This window comes from Pseudomonas faucium, assembly GCF_021602585.1.
Classification (GTDB): domain Bacteria; phylum Pseudomonadota; class Gammaproteobacteria; order Pseudomonadales; family Pseudomonadaceae; genus Aquipseudomonas; species Aquipseudomonas faucium.
This window is the reverse complement of the sequence record NZ_BQIP01000025.1, coordinates 29,649-52,461: the sequence shown is the minus strand read 5'-3', so window position 1 is coordinate 52,461 and position 22,813 is coordinate 29,649. Positions and strand designations below refer to the sequence as shown.

Sequence of the window (22,813 nt, the reverse complement as noted above, 5' to 3'; positions counted from 1 at the left end):
TGCTCCAATCGGTGGGTTGAAAGACGCGGCGGAACGTTTCCAGCTTAGACGAGGCCGGCAGTGGCCTCGTGGCGTCGGGGCATTCATTTGCTTTCCCGATCAATGGCAAAGAAAAACAAACTTAACAAATCAGCCAAAGCCACCGATGCTGGGGCATTACGCCCATTGCCCGGAGAACAACAACATGAACGACGTGGTCATCGTCGCCGCAACCCGCACCGCCATCGGCAGCTTCCAGGGCGCCCTGGCCACGGTGCCTGCCGTGGACCTCGGCGCTGCCGTGATCAAGCGCCTGCTGGAGCAGACCGGGTTGGACCCGGCCCAGGTCGATGAAGTGATCCTCGGCCAGGTGCTCACCGCCGGTGCCGGGCAGAACCCCGCGCGCCAGGCTGCAATCAAGGCTGGCCTGCCCTACAGCGTGCCGGCGCTGACCTTGAACAAGGTCTGCGGCTCGGGCCTCAAGGCCCTGCACCTGGCTGCCCAGGCCATCCGCTGCGGTGACGCCGAGGTGGTGATTGCCGGTGGCCAGGAGAACATGAGCCTGGCGCCCTACGTGATGCCGTCGGCACGCACCGGCCAGCGCATGGGCCATGGCCAGCTGGTCGACAGCATGATCAGCGATGGCCTGTGGGATGCCTTCAACGACTACCACATGGGCATCACCGCGGAAAACCTGGTGGACAAATACGGCCTCAGCCGTGAGCAGCAGGACGCCTTCGCCGCCGCTTCGCAGCAAAAAGCCGTGGCCGCGATCGAGGCTGGCCGTTTCAAGGACGAGATCACCCCGATCGTGATGCCGCAGAAAAAAGGCGAGCCGCTGGTCTTCGAGCGTGACGAACAGCCGCGCCCGGGCACCACGGCCGACGCCCTGGCCAAGCTGCGCCCGGCGTTCAAGAAGGACGGCAGCGTTACCGCCGGCAACGCCTCCAGCCTCAACGACGGCGCCGCCGCGGTGCTGCTGATGAGCGCAAGCAAGGCTAAGGCCCTGGGCCTGCCGGTGCTGGCGAAGATCGCCGCCTATGCCAGCGCCGGCGTCGACCCGGCGATCATGGGCATCGGCCCGGTATCGGCGACCCAGCGCTGCCTGGACAAGGCCGGCTGGCAACTGGCCGACCTCGACCTGATCGAAGCCAACGAAGCCTTTGCCGCCCAGGCACTGGCGGTGGGTAAGGCGCTGGAGTGGGATGCCGAACGGGTCAACGTCAATGGCGGGGCGATTGCTTTGGGCCACCCGATTGGTGCTTCCGGGTGTCGGGTGCTGGTGACCCTGCTGCATGAAATGATCAAGCGTGATGTGCACAAGGGGCTCGCCACGCTGTGCATTGGCGGTGGCCAGGGTGTGGCGCTGGCGATCGAGCGCTGATCTTTCTTCGATAGTGGGGGCCCTATCGCCGGCAAGCCGGCTCCCACATGGCCCCCTGTAGTGTTCGATACTTGTGGGGGCCGGCTTGCCGGCGATGTCTCATTCAGAGCAGCAGCCTGCGCCCGCAGGCATGACCTGGGCCGCCACCTGTCGCACAATGCCACCCTGATCAATCCAGGTGCCCCAGCCATGAGCCTGCTGAAATCGGCGCTGCGCGATAAAACCTTCGTCTGCGTCATGGAGTTCGTGCCCAAGCCTTCGGCGCAACGCTTCGCCGCCATGCAAGCCATCATGGCCCGCGGGCAGCTGTGTGGCTGGCCCATGACCCTGGCCATCGGCGACCGCGTCGCCAGCCCGCTGGACCTCTCGCCACTGGACGCCCTCGCCAGCTTCGACACGCCTTTGCCCGCCCTGCCCCACTTCTCCGGCAAGGACCGCGAACGCCACCACCTGCTTGCGCAATTGCAGCGCATGGACGCCGCCGGCCTCGATCAACTGCTGCTGCTCAGCGGCGACCGCCTGCCCGGCCATCAGCCCGGCGAGCGCCCGGTGCGCTACCTGGAATCGGTCGCCGCCCTGCAGATTGCCCGCCAGGCCTGCCCGCACTGGTTGCTCGGGGCGGCGCTCAACCCGTTCAAATACCGCGAGGAAGAAGGCGGCGCGCAGTACCTCAAGGCGCAGAAAAAGCTCGCGGCGGGGGCCGATTTTCTCATCCTGCAATTGGGTTTCGATGCCGGCAAACACCAGGAGGCGTTGCACTGGATGAGCCGCCAGGCCACGCCAAGACCGCTGCTGGCCTGCCTGATGAGCCTGACCCACGGCCGCGCGGCGATGCTCGACCACGTCGCCGGGGTCACCGTCACGCCGTCGATGCGCGCGCTGCTCGAGGCCGAGGCGGCCGAGTCCAAGGCCTTCGCCCAGGCACGCAGCGTCGATCGCCTGGCGCTGCAGATCATCGGGGTCAAGCTGATGGGCTACGCTGGGGTGCACCTGTCGGGCATCCACGCGCTGGAGCAACTGCTGGCGCTGGAGGCGCGCCTGGAACACTGGCAGGCGCGTGTTCAGTCACTGGCGCAATGGGCACCCGCCTGGGCCCAGAGCTGGCAGATGCCGGGCTTGCCCGCCGTGACATTCCACCCACCTGCAGCCGATTGGCGCGATGGCCAGTCCGTGGTCAGGGCCTCGGCCGGGGAAACCTTGCGCTATCACCTGCTGCACGGCGCCCACGCCGCGCTGTTCAGCCGCCACAACTGGCTGAGCAAGGCATTCGGCTGGGCCGTGCGCCGGCCCGTTTGGGCCACGGGCAGCGGAGCGCGGTTGCTGCACGGGCTGGAGCGCAGCGTGAAGCGGCCGCTGCTGGGCTGCGATACCTGTGGCCGCTGCCGCCTGGAAGACACCTTGTACATCTGCCCGGAAACCTGCCCCAAGGGCCTGGCCAACGGCCCGTGCGGTGGCACCGCGCTGAACCGCTGCGAGTTTGGCGACCGCGAGTGCATCCACAGCGTCAAGTACCGCACCGCCAAGGCCGTGGGCCAGACCGCCGTGCTCAGCGAGCGGCTGATCCCGTGCATCGAAGTCGAAAGCCGCCACCGCAGCTCCTGGCCACAGTGGTTCGAGGCCTCGCCAACACCCCGGCTCAACCCTCAGCCAGCGCCTCGAAGCCAGCCCGAATCGTAGCTTCGGGCAGTTCATCGGCGATGAACACCATCACGCTTTCACGCGCCTCGCCCTCGGCCCACTCGGCGTCCCAGTCGAAGCCGTAGAGCTTGAGCACACCCTGGAACACCAGGCGGCGGTCTTCGCCGGCAATGTTGAGCACGCCCTTGTAGCGCAGCAGTTGCGTGCCGTGGGTTTCCAGCAGCTCGTTCATGAAGTCGCTGAGGCGGTCGATGTCCAGCGGGGTTTCAGTGCGCAGCACCAGGGTCGAGATGCGGTCTGGCGTGGCGGGCTTGAGCACCGGGCGCAGGCCCGGCTTGAGGTTGGCGCCCAGGTCGGGGTTGAGGTTGAAACCACGCACATCGAGCAGTTCGGCCAGGTCGATGCGGCCTTGCTCGACAACGCGGATGGCCGCCCGGCCATTGATCCGCCCCAGGCGCTCCTGCAGCGCCGCCACCGCCGCCGGCTCGACCAGGTCGGTCTTGCTCAGCAGCAGGCGATCGGCGAAACCGACCTGGGCCTGGGCGATGGCCTGGGCCAGGTGCAGCTCGGCATGGGCGGCGTCCACCAGGGTGATGATGCCGTCGAGGATGTAGCGCTCGCGCAACGTTTCGTCGATGAAGAAGGTTTGCGCCACCGGCGCCGGGTCGGCAAGGCCGGTGCACTCGATCACCAGGCGGTCGAAGGCGATTTCGCCGGCATCCAGGCGTTCGAGCAGCAGGTACAGGGCGCGGGTCAGGTCACCATGGATGCTGCAGCACACGCAGCCGTTGGCCAGGGTCATCACCTGCACCGGCTCGTCGCCCAGCAGCTGGCTGTCGATGCCGGCTTCGCTGAATTCATTTTCGATCACGGCGATCTTCAGGCCGTGCTCGGCCTTGAGCATGTACTTGAGCAGGGTGGTCTTGCCGGCACCCAGGAAGCCGGTGAGGACGGTGACGGGAATAGGTGTGTGCACGCAGGCATTCTCCTGTGCGGAAAAAACAGTGGCCCCATCGCCGGCAAGCCGGCTCCCACAGGTTGCTCGCAGCCCTCAAGGCTTGCGGGGTGTCTGTGGGAGCCGGCTTGCCGGCGATGGGGCCGGGGCAGGCAAGCTAGAGGTTCAACAGCACTTGGGCCCGGACTTGCCGCCGTAGCGCGCTTCCTGGCGTTCGCGGAAGAACGCCTCGTAGCTCATCACCGGCTTGTCCGGGTGCTTGGTCTGCATGTGTTCGACATAGTTGTCGTAGTCGGGCATGCCGACCATCAGGCGGGCTGCCTGCCCCAGGTACTTACCCAGTCGACCCAGGTCGTTGAACATCGCAGCAGTCCTCTCAAGCGTCAGGCAGAGCCTGGAACGGGGTTTCCTTGTCGGTGCGTTCCTTGCGGCCGAGGGCGGCGTAGCCGACCTTGACGGCGAAGAACAGCACGCTGAACACCACCAACAGGAACAGCACGGTCAGGCCGGCGTTGGTGTAGGCGTTGAAGATCACGTGCTGCATCTGCCCGATGTCCTTGGCCGGGGCCAGCACTTGGCCGGCGTCCAGCGCGGTGCTGTACTTCTTGGCCAGGGCCAGGAAGCCAACGGCCGGGTTCGGGTCGAACAGCTTGATCAGGCCTGCGGTGGTGGTGCAGATCAGCAGCCACACGGCCGGCAGCAGGGTGACCCAGACATAGCGCTGGCGCTTCATCTTGATCAGCACCACGGTGCCGAGCATCAGAGCGATACCGGCCAGCATCTGGTTGGAGATGCCGAACAGCGGCCACAAGGTGTTGATGCCACCCAGCGGGTCGATCACGCCCTGGTACAGCAGGTAACCCCACAGTGCCACGCAGCCGGCAGTGCCGATCAGGTTGGCGGTCCACGACTCGGTGCGCTTGAGGGCCGGCACGAAGCTGCCCAGCAGGTCCTGCAGCATGAAGCGCCCGGCACGGGTACCGGCGTCCACCGCGGTGAGGATGAACAGCGCCTCGAACAGGATCGCGAAGTGGTACCAGAAGGCCATGGTGTTCTCACCCGGCAGCACCTGGTGCAGGATCTGCGCGATACCTACCGCAAGGGTGGGTGCGCCACCGGCGCGGGCGAGGATGGTGTGCTCGCCGATGTCGCGGGCGACCGCTTCGAGCTGCTCCGGGGTGATCAAAAAGCCCCAGCTGCTGACCGTCTGCGCCACCGAGGCCACGTCGGCACCGACCACCGCGGCCGGGCTGTTCATGGCGAAGTACACGCCCGGCTCGATCACCGAGGCGGCGACCATGGCCATGATGGCGACGAACGATTCCATCAGCATGCCGCCGTAGCCGATGTAGCGGGCGTTGGCTTCGTTGTCGAGCAGCTTGGGCGTGGTGCCCGAGGAGATCAGCGCGTGGAAGCCGGACACCGCACCACAGGCGATGGTGATGAACAGGAACGGGAACAGGGTGCCCTTCCAGACCGGGCCGGTGCCGTCGGTGAACTGGGTCAGCGCCGGCATTTTCAGCTCGGGCATGGTTACCAGGATGCCGATGGCCAAAGCAATGATGGTACCGATCTTGAGGAAGGTCGACAGGTAGTCACGCGGCGCCAGCACCAGCCAGACCGGCAGCACGGCGGCAACGAAACCGTAGCCCACCAGCATCCAGGTGATCTGCACGCCGGTGAAGGTAAATGCCGGGCCCCAGACCGGATCTGCGGCAATCTGGCCCCCCAGCCAGATCGACCCCAGCAGCAGCAGCACGCCGACCACCGAGATCTCGCCGATGCGGCCCGGGCGGATATAGCGCATGTAGATGCCCATGAACATCGCGATCGGGATGGTCGCCATCACCGTGAACATGCCCCATGGGCTCTCGGCCAGGGCCTTGACCACGATCAGCGCCAGCACCGCGAGGATGATGATCATGATCAGGAAGCAGCCGAACAGGGCGATGGTGCCCGGGATGCGGCCCATCTCCTCGCGCACCATGTCGCCCAGCGAGCGGCCGTTGCGGCGGGTGGACAGGAACAGGACCATGAAGTCCTGTACCGCACCGGCCAGCACCACGCCGGCGATCAGCCACAGCGTGCCGGGCAGGTAGCCCATCTGCGCGGCGAGTACCGGGCCGACCAGCGGGCCGGCGCCGGCGATGGCGGCGAAGTGGTGACCGAAAAGAATGTGCTTGTTGGTCGGGACGTAGTCCAGGCCGTCGTTGTTGAGCACCGCAGGGGTAGCTCGACGTGGGTCCAGTTGCATCACCTTGGTGGCGATGAACAGGCTGTAGTAACGATAGGCGACCAGGTAGATGGCGACCGACGCGACCACGATCCACAAGGCGTTGATCGCCTCGCCGCGACGCAGGGCAACCACACCCAGCGCGCAAGCCCCTATGACTGCCAGCGCCAGCCACGGAATGTGGCGTAGCAGGCTATTATTGTTGTTCATGGTTTACTTCCAGCTGGTGGATTGGAAAAGACCGCCCATCGAGTCTAGGGCGAGTCATCGCGCATTGCCACACTTGCTTTGGACTAGAGCCTCTGCGGCCAGATTGCGGTACCTGATGCACATACCCACTAACTATAGTCAGGATGTCACCCGAGGACCCGCCCATGAGCGATCACGACGAACGCAGGCGCTTCCAGCGCATCGACTTCGACGCCCCCACCGAACTGCGCCAGGGCGACCGCCGCTGGCCGGTAAAACTGCTTGATCTGTCGCTCAAGGGCCTGTTGGTCGAGTGCCCCAGGCCATGGGACGCCGACCTGAGCCAGGACTTCGATGCGATCATCCACCTCGACCGCGCCGTGCGGGTGCAGATGCAGGTGGAACTGCGCCATGAAGAGCCCACCCGGCTGGGCTTCGTCTGCCTCTACATCGACATCGAGTCGATGTGCCACTTGCACCGTCTTGTGGAATTGAACGTGGCCGACAGCACCGAAATGATGCGTGAGCTGCGCCAACTGATCGAATAATGGAATGTCTTAGCTAGCTAATAGCTTTCCCACCTTGCGTTTCCTGTCTACCCAGACAGCTTTAAGCCTGGGTAGCAGCACTTTGTACACAGCCCTCTAGCACAGCTTTCAGCGACTTGGTACGCGATCTGCATTGCGGTTCAGGCCACACCGCAACGCTGCCTGTGCGCGCTCCGATCAAAATATTGTATACAATTCTTGTAGCAATCATTTGTAGGAAGTGTCTACAGTAGCGGCACAACAATAAACAGAGAGCCTGCTCAATGACTACGTCCCCTAGCACGTCTCCCGCCAAGCGCCCCGAGGACGAAAACCTCGGCCTTGGTGCCAACCTGGCATATGGTCTGCAGCACGTGCTGACCATGTATGGCGGGATCGTCGCGGTACCCTTGATTCTCGGGCAGGCCGCCGGCCTGAACGGTGCCGAAATCGGCATGCTGATCGCAGCTTCGCTGTTTGCCGGCGGCCTGGCCACGCTGCTGCAGACGCTGGGCCTGCCGTTCTTCGGTTGCCAGTTGCCGTTGGTACAAGGCGTGTCGTTCGCAGGCGTTGCGACCATGGGTGCGATTCTCAGCAGCGAGGGCGGTGGTGGCCTCCCCGGCGTGCTGGGTGCGGTCATGGCGGCCTCGTTGATCGGCTTCCTGATTACCCCGGTGTTCTCGCGCATCACCAAGTTCTTCCCGCCGCTGGTGACCGGCATCGTCATCACCACCATCGGCCTGACCCTGATGCCCGTGGCCGCACGCTGGGTGATGGGGGGCAACAGCGCATCGCCGGAGTTCGGCAGCGTGGCCAACATCGGCCTGGCAGGGCTGACCTTCGCCATCGTGCTGCTGCTGAGCAAGCTGGGCAGCGCGACCATTTCGCGGCTGTCGATCCTCCTGGCCATGGTCATCGGTACCCTGATTGCCTGGGCGCTGGGCATGACCGACTTCAGCAAGGTCGCCGAAGGCCCGATGTTCGCCTTCCCCACGCCGTTCCACTTCGGCATGCCGACCTTCCACATCGCCGCGATCCTGTCGATGTGCATCGTGATCATGGTGACCCTGGTGGAAACCTCGGCCGACATCCTCGCGGTGGGTGAGATCATCGACACCAAGGTCGACTCCAAGCGCCTGGGCAACGGCCTGCGTGCCGACATGGCGTCGAGCATCCTGGCGCCGATCTTCGGCTCCTTCACCCAGAGCGCCTTCGCCCAGAACGTCGGCCTGGTGGCCGTGACCGGGGTCAAGAGCCGCTATGTGGTGGCCACCGGTGGCGTGATCCTGGTGGTGCTCGGCCTGCTGCCGGTGATGGGCCGGGTGATTGCCGCGGTACCCACGCCGGTACTGGGCGGCGCAGGCATCGTGCTGTTCGGCACGGTGGCGGCCAGCGGTATCCGCACCCTGTCGAAGGTCAACTACAAGAACAACGTCAACCTGATCATCGTCGCCGCCTCGCTGGGCTTCGGCATGATCCCGATTGCCGCGCCGACCTTCTACCACCAGTTCCCAAGCTGGTTCGAGACCATCTTCCACTCCGGTATCAGCTCTTCGGCGATCATGGCCATCCTGCTGAACCTGATCTTCAACCACTTCACCACCGGCAACTCGGACCAGCAGTCGGTGTTCGCCGCCGCCTACGAGCGCACCATCCAGTACTCGGACATCTCGGAGCTGCGCGATGGCGACTACTTCAAGGATGGCAAGCTGTTCGATGCCGATGGCAACGAAGTGCCAGTCATGGAACTGGACGAGCATGGCAATGCGGCGCCCAAGCGAACGCCGGTCGCCGAGCATTGACCACTGACTGAGTGGTAACCGAGGGGAGCCGATGCGCATCGTCGGCTCCCCTTTTTGTTTGCCTGCACTGGCCAGTGTGGGAGCCGGCTTGCCGGCGATAGAGCCGCGAGTGAATTACTCGAACAAGGCGTCCAGGGCCTGTTCCAGGCGGGTCACGGCAATCACCTGCAACCCCGGCGGCGGCTCTTTCGGTGCATTGCCCTTGGGCACGATGGCGCGCTTGAAGCCATGCTTGGCCGCTTCCTTCAGGCGCTCCTGCCCGCTCGGCACCGGGCGCACCTCGCCAGACAGGCCGATTTCGCCGAACACCAGCAAGCCATGGGCCAACGGCCGGTTGCGCAAGCTGGACATCACCGCCGCCAGCAAGGCCAGGTCGGACGCGGTCTCCAGCACCTTCACCCCGCCCACCACGTTGAGAAACACGTCCTGGTCATGGGTGGGGATGCCGCCATGGCGGTGCAGCACCGCCAGCAGCATGGCCAGGCGGTTCTGGTCCAGGCCCAGGGTGACGCGCCGTGGGTTGGCCAGGTGGCTGTCATCGACCAGCGCCTGCACTTCCACCAGCATCGGCCGGGTGCCTTCCCAGGTGGCCATCACCACGCTGCCCGGCACTTCTTCCTGGGTACGGTTGAGAAAGATCGCCGAGGGGTTGGAGACTTCCTTGAGGCCGCGGTCGGTCATGCCGAACACACCCAGCTCGTTGACCGCCCCGAAGCGGTTCTTCACGGCGCGCAACAAACGCAGGCGGCCATCGGACTCGCCTTCGAAATACAGCACGGTGTCGACCATGTGCTCCAGCACTCGCGGGCCGGCCAGCGAGCCTTCCTTGGTGACGTGGCCAACCAGGAAGATCGCCGTGCCGCTCTGCTTGGCATAGCGCACCAGCAGCGCCGTGCTCTCGCGCACCTGGGCCACGCCACCGGGGGCCGACTGCAGTTGCTCGGTGAAGATGGTCTGGATCGAGTCGATGACCATGACCCGCGGCTTCTCCAGCCGCGCCGTGGCGATGATGGTTTCGATGCAGGTTTCGGTCATCACCTTGAGCTGGTCCTGGGGCAGGCCCAGGCGCCGCGAGCGCATGGCCACCTGCTGCTGCGATTCCTCGCCGGTGACGTACAGCGCCGGCATGCCCACGGCGATGTTGCACAAAGTCTGCAGCAGGATGGTCGACTTGCCGATACCCGGGTCGCCGCCAATCAGCACCACCGAGCCATCCACCAGGCCACCGCCGAGCACGCGGTCCAGCTCGGTGCTGCTGGTGGTGAAGCGCGGGATTTCCTCGACGCTGACCTCGGCCAGGGTCTTGATCTGCGCCTGCTGGCCGGTCCACCCGGCACGCCCGCTGGGCGCTGCGGCGCCGGCGCTTTCGATCATGGTTTCGACCAGGGTGTTCCAGGCCCCGCATTCGCCGCACTGGCCGGCCCATTTGGGGAAGGTCGCGCCGCATTCGGTGCAGCCGTACAAGCGCTTGGCCTTGGCCATGGGCAGGTTCTCCTGGAAAAAACCGCCATGATAGCCGACAGCGACGTGCCTCGAACGCCTCGAGGAGCGACAAAACTATTCGTTCTAAGCGCAGTCACTACCCCTGAACACCACGCATGAAGCGTTTTAGTGGCTTACACTGCGTTAACCTCACCATTTGCAACAAAGGAATCGAAAATGGGCATGATCAGTGAGTTCAAGGCCTTCGCGGTCAAGGGAAATGTCGTCGACATGGCGGTCGGTATCATTATCGGCGCGGCGTTCGGCAAGATTGTCTCCTCCTTCGTCGGTGACGTGGTCATGCCGCCACTGGGGCTGTTGATCGGTGGCGTGGACTTCAGTGACCTGGCCGTTACCCTCAAAGCCGCCGAAGGCGACGCACCGGCGGTGGTGCTGGCCTATGGCAAGTTCATCCAGACCATCATCGACTTCCTGATCGTGGCGTTCGCCATCTTCATGGGCGTCAAGGCGATCAACAAGCTCAAGCGCGAAGAAGCCGTGGCCCCGAGCGTGCCGCCGGCGCCGACCCCGCAGGAAACCCTGCTGACCGAGATTCGCGACCTGCTCAAGACGCAGAACCAGAACCGCCTGCCCTGACGTGAAAAGGGGCGCCTTGCGCGCCCCCTTCGCTTACCAGTAGTTTTCCACCGCCACCTGCCCTGGGCGCTTGCTCAGGCTCAGTTGCAGGTCGCGTGCCTTGAGCACCTTGCGTGTGTCGTCGATCATCTGCGGGTTACCGCACAGCATGATCCGCGAGTGCTCGGGCGACAGCTGCAACCCCGCCGCCTTCTCCAGCTCGCCGTTCTCGATCAGGGTGGTGATCCGCGCGTTCAGCGCACCCGGGTGCGGCTCGCGCGTGACCACCGGGATGAACTGCAGCTTGCCGGCAAACTCGGCCAGGTAGTCGCGCTGCTCCAGCCCGGCGATGTCGTCGACGTAGGCCAGCTCCTTCGCCTCGCGCACCGAATACACCAGCTTGATGTTGTCGAAGCGCTCCCAGGCCTCGAAGTCCTGCAGGATCGACATGAAGGGCGCAATGCCGGTACCGGTTGCCAGCAACCACAGGTCGCGGCCGCCGACGAAGCGGTCGAGGGTCAGGTAGCCGAATGCCTGGCGGTCGATGAACAACGTTTCACCCTCGCCCAGGCGGCTCAATTCACTGGTGAACTCCCCACCCGGCACGACGATGGAAAAGAAGTCCAGGTACTCGTCATGGGGCGCGCTGACCATCGAATAGGCGCGCCACACCACGCTGCCATCGGCCTTGGTCACCCCCAGCCGGGCAAATTGGCCGGCACGGAAACGGAACCCTGGATCGCGCGTGACCCGCAGGCTGAACAGGTTGGGCGTCAGCGGCTGGACATCGAGCAGGGTCTGGCGGGTGTACTTGTCGGCGCTGGCGGTCATGTGGGGCTCCAAGAAAGGCATGCGCCAAGTGTCTCGCAAAGCGGCCAGGATAAAAACCGTTGGAGTGTAGGGGCACCGAAAATCGCGGGCTGAAACGTTTGCACAAAAACCGTGAGCGCTATAACAAAAAAACCCTACACAACCGTCAGGCTTTTCCTACAATCTGACGGTGCTAACGGATTGGATCCGTACGGACCAAGGGAGTAACAGATGCTTCTCTGGAATCAAGAGCATCTCCAGCAACTGAGCAGCGAGAGTACGCCACAGCGAGTTTTCGACCTGGCAGTGCAGCTGGCACAGGACCTGGAGATGGAGTTTCTGGGCCTGAAACTTAGCCTGCAACTGGCGGCACAATCGCCCAAGGTCTTCCTGTACAGCAACTATCCGCCCGAGTGGATCGAACGCTACCAGCGTGACGACTTCTACAAGCAGGACCAGGCAGCCCTGCGCAGCCACAGCTCGACCATGCCCGTGCTGTGGAGCGACGACCTGTACCGTGAAGCGCCGCAGTATCGCGAGGAAGCCTGCGGGCACGGCCTGCGCCATGGCTGGACCCAGTCGCTGCACGACCTGCGCCACAACGAAAGCCAGATCAGCGTTGCCAGGCCGGTGGGCGAGGTGAGCATGGGCGAGCTTTATGACAAGGCCGGCAAGGTGCAGTGGTTGTGCCACACCTTGCACGCGATCATCTGCGAGTACCACCAGAACCAGCTTTGCCCGCCGACGCCGAAGATGTCCGAGCGCGAGCTGGAAGTGCTTAAGTGGTCTGCTGCGGGCAAGACCGCCGCCGACGTGGCCTGCATCCTGTCGTTGTCGCAAAGCACGGTGAACTTCCATATCCGCAGCGTCATCAGCAAGACCAATGCCTCCAACAAGGCAGGGGCGATCGCCATCGCCGCCATGCGCGGGCTGATCTGACAGCCATTTCTGCGACCTTGCGCAAAGCTCTGTAGAATCGCGTACCCAAACCCGTGGCGATCCGCCGACGGGCAGATCCGTACCCGAGCCAGACGCCATGCCCCTGTTGACCACCCCCTACGCCGAACTCGACCTGATCCGCCAGCCGGATCAGGCCAACGACCCCCTGCAGGCCTTCGATGCCGCCGACGAGTACTTGCTCGAGCAACTGCACGGGCAAGCACCGGGGGCCGATTGCCGGGTGCTGGTGCTCAACGACAGCTTCGGCGCCCTGGCCGCCAGCCTCGAAGGCCACGTACAGGTGGTCAGCAGCGGCGACTCGCACCTGGCGCGCATGGCCCTGGAGAAAAACCTCGCCCGTAACGCCAAGGCCTTCGACAGCGTGCCGTTCGTGCCGGCCAGCGAACACTGGCAAGGCCCGTTCGACCGGGTGTTGCTGCGCGTACCCAAGACCCTGGCCCTGCTCGAAGAGCAGTTGATCCGCCTGCAGGGCCACCTGGCCCCCGGTGCCCAGGTGATCGCCGGCGCGATGATCAAGCACTTGCCGCGCGCCGCGGGCGACTTGCTGGAGCAGTACATCGGCCCGGTCCAGGCTTCGCTGGCGCAGAAGAAGGCGCGCCTGCTGACCGCCACCCTGGCCGAGCGCCCGGCTGCCGTGTCGCCCTACCCCAGCCGCTACCGCCTGGATTCGCCAGCACTCGAGCTGCTCAACCATGCCAACGTGTTCTGCCGCGATGGCCTGGACATCGGCACCCGCGCCTTTCTTCCGCACCTGCCGAGCGGCCTGGGCAACGCTCGCGTCGCCGACCTGGGCTGCGGCAACGGCGTGCTGGCCATCGCCAGTGCCCTGGCCAACCCCGAGGCGCACTACACCTTGGTGGACGAATCGTACATGGCCGTGCAATCGGCCCGGGAAAACTGGCAGGCGGCCTTGGGTGATCGGGAAGCGACGGTGATGGCGGGTGACGGCCTGGCTGGGGTGGAAAAACAGTCGCTGGACGTGGTGCTGTGCAACCCGCCGTTCCACCAGCAGCAGGTGGTCGGCGACTTTCTCGCCTGGCGCATGTTCCAGCAGGCGCGCGAGGCGCTGGTGGTGGGGGGAGCGTTGTATATCGTCGGCAACCGGCACCTGGGCTATCACAGCAAGCTGGCGCGGTTGTTCCGGGGGGTGGAGCAGGTGGCGGCGACGCCGAAGTTCGTGATTCTCAAGGCCCGCAAGTAGGTTTCAAGGGCCCTATCGCCGGCAAGCCGGCTCCCACAGGTACTCCACAGAGTTCAAGCCTTGTGGGGTACCTGTGGGAGCCGGCTTGCCGGCGATTGGGGCGCAAAGCGCCCCCTACCCTATCAATGGGTGGTCAGCCCGGCGGCGCCCATGAACAGGCGCATCACATACGCCGCCACCCCAAGCGCTGCCACGCTCATCGCCCAGATCAGCAGCAACCAGCCCAGCCGCTGCCACAAGGGTTTCTTCTCTTCCAGGCCATGCTTGCCAGTCATCATGCGCCCTCCTAGTGATAGCCGTCTTCGTGGGTGACCTTGCCGCGGAACACGTAGTAGCTCCAGAAGGTATACCCAAGGATGAACGGCAGGATGAACAACGTGCCCACCAGCATGAAACCTTGGCTCTGCGGCGGAGCGGCAGCGTCCCAGATCGAGATCGATGGCGGGATGATGTTTGGCCACAGGCTGATGCCCAGGCCACTGTAGCCAAGGAAGATCAGCACCAGGGTCAACAGGAACGGCGTGTAGTGGGCATTGCGTGCCACCGCCTTGAGCAGGCCGTAGAAGGTCACCAGCACCAGGATCGGCACCGGCATGAACCAGATCAGGTTGGGCATGCTGAACCAGCGGTCGGCGATTTGTGGGTAGGCGATCGGCGTCCACAGGCTGACGATGCCGATCACCACCAGCAGCACCAGCGCCAGCGGCTTGGCCAGGTCATGCATCTGCTGCTGCAGCGGCCCTTCGGTCTTCATGATCAGCCAGGTGCAGCCCAGCAGGGTGTAGGCCACGATCAGCCCCAGGCCGCTGAACAGGCTGAACGGGGTCAGCCAGTCGAGCGTGCCGCCGGCGAAGTGGCGGTCCACCACCTTGAAGCCCTCGATGAACGCGCCCAGCGCAACGCCCTGGAAGAAAGTCGCCACCAGCGAGCCCCAGATGAACGCCTTGTTCCAGATATGCCGCTTGTGCGCCTTGGCCTTGAAGCGGAACTCGAATGCCACGCCGCGGAAGATCAGGCCGATCAGCATCAGGATCAACGGCAGGTAGAGCGCTTCGAGCACCACCGAGTAGGCCATCGGGAAGGCGCCGAACAGGCCGGCACCGCCGAGGATCAGCCAGGTTTCGTTGCCGTCCCACACGGGGGCGACGGTGTTCATCATCACATCACGGTCCTGCTCGCCCTTGACGAAGGGGAAGAGCATGCCGATGCCTAAGTCGAAACCATCCATCACCACGTACATCATGACGCCGAAGATGATGATCACGGCCCAGATCAGCGGAAGGTCGATACCCATGGCTCAGTTCTCCTTGCTCAGGCTGGGGGCTTTGGCGTCGTGGCCATCATCGGCGGCGGACAGCGGCCGTGCCGGTGTGCGTTTCTGGCCGGGGCCGCCTGGGGTGTGCTCGTCGCCCTCGCCGGTTTTCGGCCCTTTGCGCACCAGGCGCATCATGTAGCCAAGGCCCGTGCCGAACAGCGCGAAGTAGACCACCACGAACGCCACCAGGGTGAAGCCGAGCTGGGTATAGCTATGGTTGGAAACCCCCTCCGAGGTGCGCATCAGGCCGTACACCACCCAAGGCTGGCGGCCGATTTCAGTGGTGAACCAGCCTGCCAGGATGGCAATCAGCCCGGACGGGCCCATCCACAGCGTCAGGTACAGGAACGGACGCGAGCTGTACAAGGTGCCGCGTTTGCGCAGCCACAGGCTCCACAGGCCGACCAGGATCATCAGCATGCCCAGCCCGACCATGACCCGGAACGACCAGAACACGATGGTCGAGTTGGGCCGGTCCTCGGGGGCGAATTCCTTCATCGCCGGCACCTGCTTGTCCAGGCTGTGGGTGAGGATCAGGCTGCCAAGCGCCGGGATCTCGAGCTTGAAGTGCGTGGTCTCGGCCTTCATGTCCGGGATGCCGAAGAGAATCAGCGGGGTCGGCTCGCCCGGCACGTTTTCCCAGTGGCCTTCGATCGCGGCAATCTTCACCGGCTGGTGCTTGAGGGTGTTCAGGCCATGGAAGTCGCCGATCACGGCCTGCACCGGAGCGACGATCAAGGCCATCCACATGGCCATCGACAGCATCTTGCGAATCGCCGGGTTGTCACGCCCGCGCAGCAGGTGCCAGGCCGCCGAGGCACCGACGAAGAACGCCGTGGCGACGAACGCGGCCGTGGCCATGTGCATCAGGCGGTAGGGGAACGAGGGGTTGAAGATCACTGCCAGCCAGTCCACCGGCACCACGCGGCCATCGATGATTTCGTGGCCTTGCGGCGTCTGCATCCAGCTGTTGGAGGCCAGGATCCAGAAGGTCGACACCAGCGTGCCCACCGCCACCATCACCGTGGCGAAGAAGTGCAGGCCGCGGCCCACTCGGTTCCAGCCGAACAGCATGACGCCGAGGAAGCCGGCTTCGAGGAAGAAGGCAGTCAGTACTTCATACGTGAGCAACGGCCCGGTGACGGCGCCGGCGAAGTCGGAGAACCGGCTCCAGTTGGTGCCGAACTGGTAGGCCATGACCAGGCCGGAGACCACGCCCATGCCGAAGTTGACGGCGAAGATCTTCGACCAGAAGTGGTAGAGGTCACGGTAGACCTGGTTGTGGCTCCTCAGCCACAGGCCTTCGAGGACCGCCAGGTAGCTCGCCAGGCCAATGGTGATGGCCGGGAACAGGATGTGAAAGGACACGGTAAATGCAAACTGGATTCGGGCGAGATCTAGGGCCTCTAAACCGAACATAGTGCTTCCTCTTCAGATAATCCGGCGTTCGGGCTCGTGGCCCTGGCGCCTACTGCCCCCACGGTTATCGAGTGCGGCGCGTTGGAATTGTTCTGTGCAATCGCAGGGAATCGGGCCCAAAGGCCAATCGTTGAAACTGGAACGATTGATCCAGATCAACGAATGCTAGGAAGCATAGTCCCGAATGGCCCGCCGGGGCGTGTGGTTGATTGCCGCGTGACCGGTTGCCCCACCCCCTGTTGCCGCGCCTGAAAAAGTGCCGACCCCGGCAAACAGTAACGGTTTGTTACAAACAGATGATACGCTGCCGGCCCCTCTACTGCGCCGAGGCCACAGGTTTCCGATGTCCGATTCCACACCGCAGTTGTTGCGCCAGCACCGCCCGTTCATGGCCTTCTGGCTGGCCCGCGTGTTCACCGCCAGCGGCTTTCAGATGCTCACCGTGGCCATCGGCTGGCACCTCTACCAACTGACCGGCAATGTGCTCGACCTGGGCCTGGTGGGCCTGGTGGAATTTGCCCCGCGGGTGCTGTTCATGCTGCACACCGGGCATGTCGCCGACCGCTATGACCGGCGCAAGGTGGCCGCGCTGTGCCAGACCCTGCAGGGGCTGATCGCCCTGGTGCTGGCGCTGGGCAGCGCCACCGACAACGTCAGCCGCGAGCTGATCTTCGCCCTGGCCTTCCTGCTCGGCGCCGCCCGCTCGTTCGAGATGCCGGCGACCCAGGCGCTGCTGCCCAACGTGGTGCCGCCGGGGCTGTTCCCGCGGGCGGTCGCGGCATCGGCGTCGGCGACCCAGGCGGCGACCATCGTCGCCCCGGCGGTGGGCGGCTTCCTGTATGCCTTCGGCAGCATTTGGGTATACGGCCCTACAGTTGCCCTGTACGCCATCGCCTGCGCGCTGATGCTGGGCCTCGACTCGCGCCAGCAGGTGCCCCAGCGTGGCCGCGCCAGCCTGGAATCGCTGCTGGCCGGCATCCGCTTCATCCGCAGCCGGCCGGACATCCTCGGGGCGATTTCCCTCGACCTGTTCGCCGTGCTGCTGGGCGGCGCCACCGCGCTGCTGCCGGTGTTCGCCAAGGACATTTTGCTCACCGGGCCCTGGGGCCTGGGGCTGCTGCGCTCGGCGCCGGCGGTGGGGGCGTTGCTGATGTCGTTGTGGCTGGCGCGCTTCCCGGTCGAGCGCAAGGTCGGGCGCACCATGTTCACCGCCGTGGGGGTGTTTGGCGTGGCGACCATCGCCTTCGGCCTGTCGACCTCGTTCTGGTTCTCGCTGGCGGTGCTGGTGGTGCTGGGCGCGGCAGACATGATCAGCATGGTGATTCGCGGCGCCTTCGTGCAATTGGAGACGCCCGATGAGATGCGCGGGCGGGTGAGCGCGGTGAATGGGTTGTTCATCGGTGCCTCGAACCAGCTCGGCGAGTTCGAATCCGGGGTCACGGCGCACTGGTTTGGAACAGTGCCGGCGGTGGTGCTGGGGGGCGTGGGCACCTTGGTGGTGACCGGGGTGTGGATAAGACTGTTCCCGGGCCTGGCCAGGCGCGACCGCCTGCACAATGGTTGATGGCCCTGACGCCTGCATGCACCGCACAGGGCTTGCCGGCGATAGGGCCCAACGGCCATAGGCCCCTGCCATCCATGCTGGTATGATGCGCGGCTTTTTTCCTCCCCACACAAAACCACGGCAACCGGTACGGTCTGTGCTTTGCTGATGGGGTCGATACATTCACGGCGCCGGGGGCGCCTTGGGGAGCGGGCATGCTGGAAAGGCTGTTTCAACTAAGAGCACACAACACCAACGTGCGCACCGAGATACTCGCGGGCGTCACCACCTTCCTGGCCATGGCCTACATCCTGTTCGTCAACCCGAGCATCCTCGGCGAGACCGGCATGGACAAGGGCGCGATCTTCGTCGCTACCTGCCTGGCCGCGGCCATCGGTTCGACCACCATGGGCCTGATCGCCAACTACCCGATCGCCCTGGCGCCGGGCATGGGCCTGAACGCCTTCTTCACCTACACGGTGGTGCTGCACATGGGCCACACCTGGCAGGTGGCGCTGGGCGCGGTGTTCCTGTCGGCGGTGATGTTCTTCCTGCTGTCGATCTTCCGTATCCGCGAATGGATCGTGAACAGCATTCCGCTGCCCTTGCGCTCGGCCATCGCCGCGGGCATCGGCCTGTTCCTGGCGTTCATCGCCCTGCATAACGCCGGCATCGTCGTCGATAACCCGGCTACCCTGGTGGGCCTGGGCGACCTCAAGCAGCCGGCGCCGATCCTCGCCACCCTGGGCTTCTTCCTGATCGTCGGCCTGGAAGCGCTGAAAGTGCGTGGTGCGGTGCTGATCGGCATCCTCGCGGTCACCGTCGCCTCCATCGCGATGGGCGTGACGCCATTTGGCGGGATCGTCTCCATGCCGCCGTCGCTGGCGCCGACCTTCCTCCAGCTGGACATCGCAGGTGCTCTGGACGTGGGCCTGGTCAGCGTGATCTTCGCCTTCCTGTTCGTCGACCTGTTCGACAACTCCGGCACCCTGATCGGCGTGGCCAAGCGCGCTGGCCTGATGGGCAAGGACGGCCACATGCCGAAGATGGGCCGTGCCCTGATCGCCGACAGCACCGCGGCCATGGCAGGTTCGCTGCTGGGCACCTCGACCACCACCAGCTACATCGAATCGGCCGCAGGCGTGAGCGCCGGTGGCCGTACCGGCCTGACCGCCATCGTGGTCGCCGTGCTGTTCCTGCTGGCGCTGTTCTTCGCCCCGCTGGCCGGTAGCGTGCCGGCCTTCGCCACCGCACCGGCGCTGCTGTTCGTCGCCGTGCTGATGGCCTCGGGCCTGGCCGAAATCAACTGGGACGACGTCACCGAGGCCGCACCGGTGGTGGTCACCGCCCTGGCCATGCCGCTGACCTACTCGATCGCCAACGGCATCGCCTTCGGCTTCATTGCCTGGACTGCCGTCAAGCTGATCTCCGGCCGCCACCGCGACCTGAACCCGGCGCTGGTGATCCTCTCCATCCTGTTCGTGATCAAGCTGGGCTGGTTCAACGCATGAGTGCTGTCTTCGACCCAAGCGCCTACGACGCGCAGCTTCAGGCCAAGGTCGCGCGCCTGCGCGATCTGCTGGCCCCCTTCGGCGCGCCGGAGCCGGCGGTTTTCGACTCGCCGCGCGAGCACTATCGCCTGCGCGCCGAGTTCCGCCTGTGGCGTGAAGACGGCCAGCGCCACTACGCGATGTTCGCCCCGGGCGACAAGCACAAGGCCATCCTGATCGATGAATTCCCCATCGCCAGCGAGCACATCAACCAGCTGATGCCGCGCCTGAAGGCGGCCTGGCAGGCCAGCGAGGCCCTGAGCAATCGGCTGTTCCAGGTGGAGTTCCTCACCACCCTGGCCGGCGATGCGATGGTCACCCTGTGCTACCACCGCCCGCTGGACGAGGCCTGGGAAGTGGCTGCGCGCGAGTTGGCAGAAACGCTGGGCGTGAGCCTGATCGGCCGCTCCAAGGGCAAGCGTCTGGTCATCGGCCGCGATTACGCGGTGGAGAAGCTCGACGTCGCAGGCCGTGTGTTCAGCTACCGCCAACCGGAAGGCGCGTTCACCCAGCCCAACGGCGCGGTCAACCAGAAGATGCTGAGCTGGGCATTCGAGGCCATTGGCGAGCGCGACGACGACCTGCTGGAGCTGTACTGCGGCAACGGCAACTTCACCCTGCCGCTGGCCACCCGCGTGCGCCAGGTGCTGGCCACCGAAATCAGCAAGACCTCGGTCAATGCCGCGCTGAGCAACCTCGACGAGAACGCGGTGGCCAACGTGCGCCTGGTGCGCCTGTCGGCCGAAGAGCTGACCCAGGCCCTGAACGAGGTGCGCCCGTTCCGCCGGCTGGAAGGCATCGACCTGAAAAGCTACGACTTCGGCACCGTGTTCGTCGACCCGCCGCGCGCCGGCATGGACCCGGACACCTGCGAACTGACCCGGCGTTTCGAGCGCATCCTGTATATCTCGTGCAACCCCGAGACCCTGGCGCAGAACATCGCCCAGCTGCAAGATACCCACCGTATCGAACGCTGTGCGCTGTTCGACCAGTTCCCCTACACCCACCACATGGAAAGCGGGGTGCTGCTGGTTCGGCGCTGATCCGCGATGCCGTGGGGCCTGCCCGGCCCCACGGCACGCCGCCAGGAGAGTGGATGGACCAGTTCAGTGCCATGCAGACCTTCCGCCGGGTCGTCGACCTCGGCAGCTTCAGCGCCGCCGCCAGCCAGGCGGGCGTCTCCCACACCGTGCTGTCGCGCCAGGTAAAGCAGCTGGAACGCCAGCTCGGCACGCAATTGCTCACCCGCACCACCCGCCGCCTGCACCTGACCGAGGCCGGCGCGCTGTTCTATCGCCACTGCGTGCAGATCCTCGAGCAGATGCAGGCCATGGCCCTGGAGCTTTCCGAACACCAGCAACAGCCCAGCGGCACGCTGCGCCTGGGCGTGGCCACGGCGTTCGGCGAGCTGGAGCTGGGGCGCTGGTTGCCGGATTTCGTCGAGCGCCACCCGCTGCTGCAGATCGAACTGCACTGCAGCGATCGCTTCATCGACCTGCTGGAGGAGCAGATCGATGTGTGCCTGCGGGTCACCGACCACTTGCCCGACTCCAGCCTGGTGGCACGCCGCCTGGCGAGCAGCGAGGTGATGCTGGTGGCCGCCCCGGGCTACCTGGAACGCCACGGCGCGCCGGGCAACCCCGACGCGCTGGCCAGCCATGCCCTGCTCGGCTACAGCCAGCTGCTGCACCCGCAGCGCCTGCAACTCACCAGCGCCGGTGGCGAACAGCGCGACATCCACATGCCACGGCGCCTGAGCGCCAACTCACCGATGGCCCTGCGCGCCGCTGCCATCGGCGGCCTGGGCATTGCCAGCTTCGATCGCTTCATCGTCCACGATGCCCTGCAGGACGGGCGCCTGGTGCCGGTGCTGGAGCACTGGAAGCTGCCAGCGCGCAGCCTTTACGCGGTTTATCCACAGAGCCGCTACCTGGCGCCCAAGGTGCGGGCGTTGCTGGACTATGTGCAGGTTTACTACGCGCAAGCGAGGTGGTGATTTGTGCGATATGTGCACAGGTCATGGCTGAGTTGGCAGGTATTTGTGCGCGGCTTGTTTGATTAGCCTTCGTTGCACTTTCACTCAACGAAGGAGTTTCACCATGAAAACAGTCATCGCGGGTTTGCTGCTCACCACCCTGGCCGTCGGCGCCCATGCGGCGGAAAAGACCATTTCGGTGACCGACAGCGCGGCCTTGAAATGGCAGGACGTGCCCAATACCAAAGGGGCTGTCAGCTATGCCAACGTCGAGGGCGATATCTTCGGCAAGGGGCCTTACTCAGCGTATGTGAAGTTCAGGAAGGGGACTGATAATGGCCTGCACCAGCACAGCCAGACGTTGCCGACGGTGGTGCTGAGCGGGACTTTTTATGCGGTGATCGATGGCAAGCGCACCGAGTATCCGGCGGGGTCTTACTACAAGTTGCCGGCAGACTTGGTGCATGAGAGTGGTTGTACTGCTGCGGCGGATTGCCTGTTGTTTCAGTATCAGGCCGACGCGTTCGACTTGAAGCCGGTGAAAGGCTGAAATCCTGGGGCTGCTTTGCAGCCCTTTCGCGACACAAGGCCGCTCCTACAGGCGCCGCGCTCATCTGTAGGAGCGGCCTTGTGTCGCGAAAGGGCCGCAAAGCGGCCCCACCCCCATCAGAAGTCGAAGAACACCGTCTCCCCTTCCCCCTGAATCCGGATATCGAACCGATACGCCGTTTTCCCATCCACTTCACAGCGCTTGGCAATCAATGTCTCACGCCGCTGCGGCTGCTCGATCAGGTTGAGCACCGGGCACTTTGCGTTGGCCTCGGCCTCGTCATCGAAATACAACCGCGTATGCAGGTGAATGTTGATGCCGCGGGCAAACAGGCTGAGGTTGATGTGCGGCGCCATCGGCACGCCCGCCGCATTGTTCACCACACCTGGCTTGACCGTGTGCACGGTCCATTCGCCGGCATCGAAGGTAGTGGCGGTGCGGCCAAAACTGTTGAAGGGGTTTTCCAGGTGGTAGGCATCCTGGTACTGGCCATCGGCATCGGCCTGCCAGATTTCCAGGAACGAATCACGCACCAGGTGGCCATTGCCGTCATACACCTGGCCGATCAAAAGGATGTGCTCGCCCGCGGCATCCGGCTTGGCCAGGCGGTTCCAGATTTCCTGGTCGCGGGTCGGGTTGCCGGCCGCTTCCAAAGCCAGGCCGATGTGCACATAGGGGCCGGCGGTCTGCGAGGGGGTTTCCGGCAGCAGTTCGATTGGCATGGC

Annotated in this window: 21 protein-coding genes; 12 read left to right on the top strand and 9 right to left on the bottom strand. The window is 64.8% G+C overall.

The window, feature by feature from the left end; genetic code table 11:
• Nucleotides 1-184 precede the first annotated feature (184 nt).
• Together L6D75_RS22960 and L6D75_RS22955 are read left to right on the top strand one after the other, a co-directional pair.
• Nucleotides 185-1,363, top strand: coding sequence for an acetyl-CoA C-acetyltransferase (locus tag L6D75_RS22960; RefSeq protein ID WP_176510863.1), 1,179 nt, complete (start codon nt 185-187; stop codon nt 1,361-1,363).
• A gap of 189 nt (nt 1,364-1,552) precedes the next feature.
• Nucleotides 1,553-3,040 (top strand): methylenetetrahydrofolate reductase C-terminal domain-containing protein, encoded by a 1,488-nt coding sequence (locus L6D75_RS22955; RefSeq protein ID WP_176510862.1) that lies wholly within the window; start codon nt 1,553-1,555, stop codon nt 3,038-3,040.
• Here the strand turns inward: L6D75_RS22955 and yjiA are convergent.
• The 3 genes from yjiA to L6D75_RS22940 form a co-directional block, all read right to left on the bottom strand.
• The gene (yjiA, locus tag L6D75_RS22950; RefSeq protein WP_236193848.1) at nt 3,000-3,977 is read right to left on the bottom strand and encodes a GTPase; all 978 of its coding nucleotides are present in this window, start codon (nt 3,975-3,977) and stop codon (nt 3,000-3,002) included. The genes L6D75_RS22955 and yjiA overlap by 41 nt on opposite strands.
• Nucleotides 3,978-4,121: 144 nt before the next feature.
• Entirely contained in the window at nt 4,122-4,319 is a 198-nt protein-coding gene (locus L6D75_RS22945; protein ID WP_008094130.1) for a YbdD/YjiX family protein, read from the bottom strand.
• A 13-nt stretch (nt 4,320-4,332) separates the two neighbouring features.
• Nucleotides 4,333-6,399 (bottom strand): carbon starvation CstA family protein, encoded by a 2,067-nt coding sequence (locus tag L6D75_RS22940; protein WP_176515003.1) that lies wholly within the window; start codon nt 6,397-6,399, stop codon nt 4,333-4,335.
• Between the two features lie 164 nt (nt 6,400-6,563).
• On the opposite strand from L6D75_RS22940, the gene L6D75_RS22935 reads away from it, so the two are divergent.
• Both L6D75_RS22935 and L6D75_RS22930 read left to right on the top strand, forming a co-directional pair.
• Nucleotides 6,564-6,926: a PilZ domain-containing protein gene (locus L6D75_RS22935; RefSeq protein WP_176515005.1), complete on the top strand. Its 363-nt coding sequence runs from the start codon at nt 6,564-6,566 to the stop codon at nt 6,924-6,926.
• Between the two features lie 263 nt (nt 6,927-7,189).
• Nucleotides 7,190-8,707 (top strand): nucleobase:cation symporter-2 family protein, encoded by a 1,518-nt coding sequence (locus L6D75_RS22930; RefSeq protein WP_176515007.1) that lies wholly within the window; start codon nt 7,190-7,192, stop codon nt 8,705-8,707.
• Nucleotides 8,708-8,821: 114 nt separating this feature from the next.
• On the opposite strand, the gene radA is transcribed toward L6D75_RS22930, so the two are convergent.
• The gene (radA, locus tag L6D75_RS22925) at nt 8,822-10,189 is read right to left on the bottom strand and encodes a DNA repair protein RadA (protein ID WP_176515009.1); all 1,368 of its coding nucleotides are present in this window, start codon (nt 10,187-10,189) and stop codon (nt 8,822-8,824) included.
• A 177-nt stretch (nt 10,190-10,366) separates the two neighbouring features.
• Between radA and mscL the strand changes: the two genes are divergently transcribed.
• Nucleotides 10,367-10,786 (top strand): large-conductance mechanosensitive channel protein MscL, encoded by a 420-nt coding sequence (gene mscL, locus L6D75_RS22920; protein ID WP_176515011.1) that lies wholly within the window; start codon nt 10,367-10,369, stop codon nt 10,784-10,786.
• A gap of 33 nt (nt 10,787-10,819) precedes the next feature.
• Here the strand turns inward: mscL and L6D75_RS22915 are convergent, their stop codons facing one another.
• The gene (locus L6D75_RS22915; protein ID WP_176515013.1) at nt 10,820-11,596 is read right to left on the bottom strand and encodes a ferredoxin--NADP reductase; all 777 of its coding nucleotides are present in this window, start codon (nt 11,594-11,596) and stop codon (nt 10,820-10,822) included.
• Nucleotides 11,597-11,806: 210 nt separating this feature from the next.
• On the opposite strand from L6D75_RS22915, the gene L6D75_RS22910 reads away from it, so the two are divergent.
• Complete coding sequence (locus L6D75_RS22910) at nt 11,807-12,514, top strand: autoinducer binding domain-containing protein (RefSeq protein ID WP_176515014.1); 708 nt, start codon at nt 11,807-11,809, stop codon at nt 12,512-12,514.
• A gap of 97 nt (nt 12,515-12,611) precedes the next feature.
• Nucleotides 12,612-13,736 (top strand): methyltransferase, encoded by a 1,125-nt coding sequence (locus L6D75_RS22905; RefSeq protein WP_176515015.1) that lies wholly within the window; start codon nt 12,612-12,614, stop codon nt 13,734-13,736.
• A gap of 122 nt (nt 13,737-13,858) precedes the next feature.
• Here L6D75_RS22905 and L6D75_RS22900 read toward each other — a convergent pair whose 3' ends face one another.
• The 3 genes from L6D75_RS22900 to L6D75_RS22890 are packed head-to-tail and all read right to left on the bottom strand — an operon-like array spanning nt 13,859 to nt 16,470.
• Nucleotides 13,859-14,014 carry a DUF2474 domain-containing protein gene (locus L6D75_RS22900; RefSeq protein ID WP_081663495.1) on the bottom strand — a complete coding sequence of 52 codons (156 nt, stop codon included), beginning with the start codon at nt 14,012-14,014 and terminating at the stop codon, nt 13,859-13,861.
• Between the two features lie 8 nt (nt 14,015-14,022).
• Nucleotides 14,023-15,030 (bottom strand): cytochrome d ubiquinol oxidase subunit II, encoded by a 1,008-nt coding sequence (cydB, locus tag L6D75_RS22895; RefSeq protein ID WP_176515016.1) that lies wholly within the window; start codon nt 15,028-15,030, stop codon nt 14,023-14,025.
• Nucleotides 15,031-15,033: 3 nt separating this feature from the next.
• The gene (locus L6D75_RS22890; protein ID WP_176515017.1) at nt 15,034-16,470 is read right to left on the bottom strand and encodes a cytochrome ubiquinol oxidase subunit I; all 1,437 of its coding nucleotides are present in this window, start codon (nt 16,468-16,470) and stop codon (nt 15,034-15,036) included.
• Between the two features lie 343 nt (nt 16,471-16,813).
• Here L6D75_RS22890 and L6D75_RS22885 point away from each other — a divergent pair, with 343 nt between their 5' ends.
• From L6D75_RS22885 to L6D75_RS22865, 5 genes are all read left to right on the top strand, one after another.
• Entirely contained in the window at nt 16,814-18,034 is a 1,221-nt protein-coding gene (locus L6D75_RS22885; RefSeq protein WP_176515018.1) for an MFS transporter, read from the top strand.
• A 194-nt stretch (nt 18,035-18,228) separates the two neighbouring features.
• Nucleotides 18,229-19,524: an NCS2 family permease gene (locus L6D75_RS22880; RefSeq protein ID WP_176515019.1), complete on the top strand. Its 1,296-nt coding sequence runs from the start codon at nt 18,229-18,231 to the stop codon at nt 19,522-19,524.
• Nucleotides 19,521-20,606, top strand: a complete 1,086-nt coding sequence (gene trmA, locus L6D75_RS22875; protein WP_176515020.1) for a tRNA (uridine(54)-C5)-methyltransferase TrmA — start codon at nt 19,521-19,523, stop codon at nt 20,604-20,606. Before L6D75_RS22880 ends, trmA begins: the two co-directional genes overlap by 4 nt.
• A gap of 53 nt (nt 20,607-20,659) precedes the next feature.
• Nucleotides 20,660-21,559 carry a LysR family transcriptional regulator gene (locus L6D75_RS22870; protein WP_176515021.1) on the top strand — a complete coding sequence of 300 codons (900 nt, stop codon included), beginning with the start codon at nt 20,660-20,662 and terminating at the stop codon, nt 21,557-21,559.
• A gap of 103 nt (nt 21,560-21,662) precedes the next feature.
• Nucleotides 21,663-22,088 (top strand): cupin domain-containing protein, encoded by a 426-nt coding sequence (locus L6D75_RS22865; RefSeq protein ID WP_176515022.1) that lies wholly within the window; start codon nt 21,663-21,665, stop codon nt 22,086-22,088.
• Nucleotides 22,089-22,204: 116 nt separating this feature from the next.
• Here the strand turns inward: L6D75_RS22865 and pcaG are convergent, their stop codons facing one another.
• Complete coding sequence (gene pcaG / locus L6D75_RS22860) at nt 22,205-22,810, bottom strand: protocatechuate 3,4-dioxygenase subunit alpha (protein ID WP_176515024.1); 606 nt, start codon at nt 22,808-22,810, stop codon at nt 22,205-22,207.
• Nucleotides 22,811-22,813: the final 3 nt, after the last annotated feature.